Raw genomic sequence first — 4376 nt, 5'->3', positions numbered from 1 at the left:
GGCAACTGCGCCCGCTACGCGACCCGACGAGCCTGGAGGAACAGCTCGCTCAATTGCCCTAACGGGAATTTCTGTTCTTACTCTTGTGCTACCCCATCAACACGGCCGAGCGCAATTATTGGGAGCTGGCCACCGAACGCATTCAGGAGTCTGGGGCCAAAGTCCGGCCTGATTCGGTGCGCGGGGTGGAGGTGCTGCTGACTGCCAGCCCGGAGGCATTCAAGCGCCAGGCCGACGGAACCCCGCACGACTGGCACGGCAGCAAGTGGGCCGAGGCCAATATTGCATTTCTGAAGGACAAGTTCGGGGAGCAAAATGTGGTGAGCTGCACCCTGCACCAGGACGAGCTAACGCCCCACTTTCACGCCGTCGTCGTGCCCCTCACAGCCGACGGCCGATTGTCGGCCAAGGACGTGTTCAACCCCAAGACCCTGCGCGCCCTGCAAACCGATTACGCCGAGGCCATGAAGCCGTTCGGGATGGAACGAGGGGTAGAGCACAGCCGCGCCAAGCACGAGGTCATGCGCCACGTTTACGGGGCCCAGGAGCAAAGCCGGGGCGAGCTGGCCACGCTGACCAGGCCGGAGCCGGCCACGCGCCTAAGCATTGAGGGGCCGAGCGGGCTGGACTTGGTCAACCTGAGCAAGTGGCGGGCCGAGCAGGAGGCGCGGCTGAACGCGGAGTTGGCCCGGCAGCTCACCTCGGCCAACGAGCGGGCCAGCAAGGCCGCTAGCATTGCCCAGGACAGCGCCGGGGCCAAAGACCGGGAAAAGACCCTGGCCCGGCAGTTGGCGAGCGTGGAGGGCACCAAAACGAAGCAAATTCAGGTGCGAAAGGACGTGGAGGGGGGATTCACCCGCGCCTTGGTTCAGGTTGTCCAGGGCGAGACCTTGCCGGCGAACGTGCTGGAGTACGCGCACCAGGTGCGTGCCGGCATTAAGGCCGAGGCCGAAAAACACATTCAGCAGGCCCTAAAGGCCCCTATTCGCCAAGTGAGCGACTTAACTGACCAGCTAAAAAAGCTCCCAGGGTACATCTACCAGGAGGACGCGACCACCAAACAGCGCGAGTTGTGCCACACGGCCACCGGCAGCCGGTTCGAGTTGGCCGAGCTGAAGCCGGGCGGGGTATCGGTGAAGGAGGCTTACGACCAGGCCGTGCAGCGCACCGTGCAGCGCGACCAGGAGCAGAGCAAAGGGCAGAGCCGAGGCGGAGGAATAAGTATGAAGTGACTACCGAACGCAAGGCCAAGCCACCCTCCCGCAATTGCATTGCGGGGGGTGTCTTGTAAGAGTTAAGAGTCAAGTGCCATAACTCACTGATACTCAAGGGGGGTCTGTTTTAAGATTTAAAACACCTGTTTTAAACCTTAAAACACGCTGTTTGTACTTTTCCGCGATAACGGCTGAGCATTTTTAAAAATACACTACCCTTTCTGCAACGAAGTGTTTTAAAGCTTAAAGTGAGCTGTTTTAAAAATGGCTCACTTTTTTAAACGTATTGATTAAGTTTGTCTAGCAAAAACTCAAAAAGCTATGACAACTTGGTACAGAAAATTGACGGATTATCCTGAGAATGAGAACAATCCGTTTTCAGAGAAGGCCGTTTTAGAGATTAGCACCACAAAAAAGCGTCAAGCCATCAAGCCCCCAAAAACCAGCAATGGGGAAAATAAGTATTGGGTAATTGATAATAACGGCGAGAAAGTAGCTGAAAGTCTGTTTGTTAGGGAGGTAGAAGTAGACGAAGAGCAGTTTGCAAAAGTATTCCTGAGCGGTTTGCTCAACTTTTGGGAGCTTAGCCCACGTGGCATCCGGGTGTTCACCTATGTTCTCCGCCAGCTCCGTGCAGGTCGAGATGAATTCTACTTCTCGGCATCGGAGTGTATGAAATTCACTCTCTACAAGAGCAGGGGCCTTGTTACGAGCGGCCTAGCTGAGCTGATAGGGGCCGGTCTGATAGCCCGCAGCACGGACCCGTTAATCTACTTCGTGAACCCCCTAGTGGTATTTAACGGCAGCCGTGTAACGTTCGCTAAGAGCTACGTTCGCAAGCAGATACAAGATAAAAATCCCGGTCAGCTTGCCCTACCATTCAATCCCAGCCTAGAGCAGCTCCGCGAGATGGCCAAGACTACCCAGCTCTGAGGGCAATGAGGAGAAAATAGTGAGGTGAAACCCCTTCCTCACAGTCATTTGTTCTTTCATCTTTCCCCTATACTTCCCACCTTATGTCTGACTCAACCTTTTCCCGCCGCGATTGGCTTAAAACCACAGCTCTAGCTACTACACCACTGGTATTAGGGCCCTTATCTACGTTTGCTAGTGACGCTCCACCCAGCAAGACTCCACCACTGAGCGCAGCTGACATTGCTGCGATTGAAGGCGCAATGGGCAAGAAGGGAGCCTACACCGAGGCACAGGCCACGCACAGCACACCTCTACCCCGAAACGACTTGAAAATAACTATCAAGGGGGAGCCAGTGCCCATTTCGTTCGGTTTTGGCGGTTGGGTAGCCATCAAGCACACACTAGACGGTAAATCTTCCATGCTCATGAGCGACACCGTACTGTTGCAGGAAGAGGTAAACCCGTTAATGTCGGCGGCGTTAGCTAACGGCTTAGAAATCGGCGCTGTACACAACCACTTCTTTTATGAGGAGCCGCGCATTTTTTACATGCACATTCACGGCATGGGCAGCCCAGCCGAGTTAGCTCGCAAATTTGCAGCTACGCTCAAGGATTCTAAGTTATTGCCAGCTAATCAGCCTCAGGCCAGCAAGGGTACTTCTGCTGCTCAGTCGGGCAACAACGCTACCCCGGCTGCTGGACCACCTACTGGCAAAGAGCTATTTGATATTCCAGCACTCGACCAACTGGTGAAGTACCAGGGCACGGTGAACGGCCCAACATACAAATACACCGTAGGCCGCGCTGACCTGCAATCCGTTATGATGGGGACAGAAATGACCGCCGCCATTGGGTTGAATTCATGGGCCGCATTTGCTGGCAAGCAAGCTGACGCCCACATTGCCGGCGACATTGCTATGCTGGAACATGAGGTAAATCCAGTTATCAAAGCACTACGGGCACATAATTTAGAGGTCGTTGCCGTGCATAATCATATGCTTTTTGACCAGCCCCGCATGATATTCTTGCACTACTATGGCCGTGGAGAAGCCAAGCAATTAGCTACTGGCTTTCGTGCTGCTCTCGACCAGTTGGGCAAGGGTAAGAGTAGCATGAACATGAAGCACTAGTTGAGAACAAAAGGGAAAAAGACCTTAAGTTTGGGGGCTGTTTGAAGCGTAACCGGCTCTGCTGAGGAGCAACCGGCCAGGAATAGAACAGCCCCCAGACGCGCAAGCCAGCGTTGAAGGTTCACCCTCTGTTGGCCCAGCTCAGATACCACTCAGCGTTGAAGGTTCGCCCTCTGCTGAGTGGTTTTTTGGTTTTCAGGCATAGACCCCGCCGCGCTGTTTGGGGCAGTGGGGAAGCAAAAGAAGTAGACAGCGCGGCGGGGAAAATGCCAAAGAAAACCTATCCCCGGAACGGGGAGTATTTTGTATTTTCGCCTATGATAACGCAGTGCCAAAAATGTGGAAAAGACTACGAGCCGAAGCGCCGAGGGGGTAAATTCTGTTCAACCTCGTGCCGGGTGGTGCAGCACCAGCTCGTCAAGCGGGGGGTGGCATGGGGGAAGCCAGCGAGTGGAGACGAACGGTACTTGGCAGATAAATTGGTAGCGGTCGGACGGTCGGCCACGGAAGCACTGGTGCAGGTCGAGGGGTTGCCAGCAGCGGAGGCGTTCAGTCGTTTGCGGGCATTGGTGCAGGGATGGGCCGGGGTAGCTCACAACTCCATTATCGAGAAGGTGCAGTACAACGAGCAGCAGGAAATGAACGCTCAGGCCACCCGAATGAAGCGCGTCAAAGCCAGTAAATAAAGGTATTAGCGTAAGTGATAAGCGTAAGTTTTGCCCATCATGTACCCTGAAAAAAGCCCGTTAGCGTAAGTAATTAGCGTAAATAACTGGCCCAAAACTGCGCGAGAAAAACAACGGTATAACCCACTATACCGGACTGCGTCCGGTGTGGGGCTTGCAGCCAGCCCTACGCAGTATCTAGCCCCCTTCCCCACCGCCCCATGCCCTACGCCATTTGCCGAGTTGCCAAGATTAAGACGGCCCAGGCGGGCGCGGCCAAGACCGCCCACAACTACCGGCAGCGCGAAACGCCCAACGCCGACACCGAGCGCAAGCCCCTCAACCGGGAGTACATCAAGGGGTAGCGCAAGAGTAAGAACAGAAATTCCCGTTAGGGCCGCCGGGTCGGATTTTGGGCAGGCGGGGTGTCTCAGAAAACGGGCGTTTTTTCG

The 4376-nt window shown here is 55.1% G+C and carries 5 protein-coding genes; all 5 read left to right on the top strand.

Features of this window, described 5'->3' with window-relative positions; all coding sequences use genetic code 11:
* Nucleotides 1-83 precede the first annotated feature (83 nt).
* The 5 genes from mobV to ABIB60_RS22320 all read left to right on the top strand — a co-directional run bounded on the left by mobV (nucleotide 84) and on the right by ABIB60_RS22320 (nucleotide 4289).
* Nucleotides 84-1232 carry a MobV family relaxase gene (gene mobV / locus ABIB60_RS22340; protein ID WP_354582552.1) on the top strand — a complete coding sequence of 383 codons (1149 nt, stop codon included), beginning with the start codon at nucleotides 84-86 and terminating at the stop codon, nucleotides 1230-1232.
* 303 nt (nucleotides 1233-1535) lie between these two features.
* The gene (locus ABIB60_RS22335; protein WP_354582551.1) at nucleotides 1536-2147 is read left to right on the top strand and encodes a RepA protein; all 612 of its coding nucleotides are present in this window, start codon (nucleotides 1536-1538) and stop codon (nucleotides 2145-2147) included.
* Nucleotides 2148-2230: 83 nt separating this feature from the next.
* Nucleotides 2231-3259 (top strand): DUF1259 domain-containing protein, encoded by a 1029-nt coding sequence (locus tag ABIB60_RS22330; protein WP_354582550.1) that lies wholly within the window; start codon nucleotides 2231-2233, stop codon nucleotides 3257-3259.
* A gap of 467 nt (nucleotides 3260-3726) precedes the next feature.
* Complete coding sequence (locus ABIB60_RS22325; protein ID WP_354582549.1) at nucleotides 3727-3945, top strand: hypothetical protein; 219 nt, start codon at nucleotides 3727-3729, stop codon at nucleotides 3943-3945.
* A 200-nt stretch (nucleotides 3946-4145) separates the two neighbouring features.
* A complete protein-coding gene (locus ABIB60_RS22320; RefSeq protein WP_354582548.1) occupies nucleotides 4146-4289 on the top strand; it encodes a plasmid recombination protein in 144 nt (47 codons plus the stop codon).
* The last annotated feature ends 87 nt before the right edge of the window (nucleotides 4290-4376 follow it).

It is taken from the genome of Hymenobacter sp. UYP22 (assembly GCF_040547285.1).
Taxonomy (GTDB): domain Bacteria; phylum Bacteroidota; class Bacteroidia; order Cytophagales; family Hymenobacteraceae; genus Hymenobacter.
Note: the sequence above shows the minus strand (reverse complement) of the source record. Positions and strands in the feature narration are given on the sequence as shown.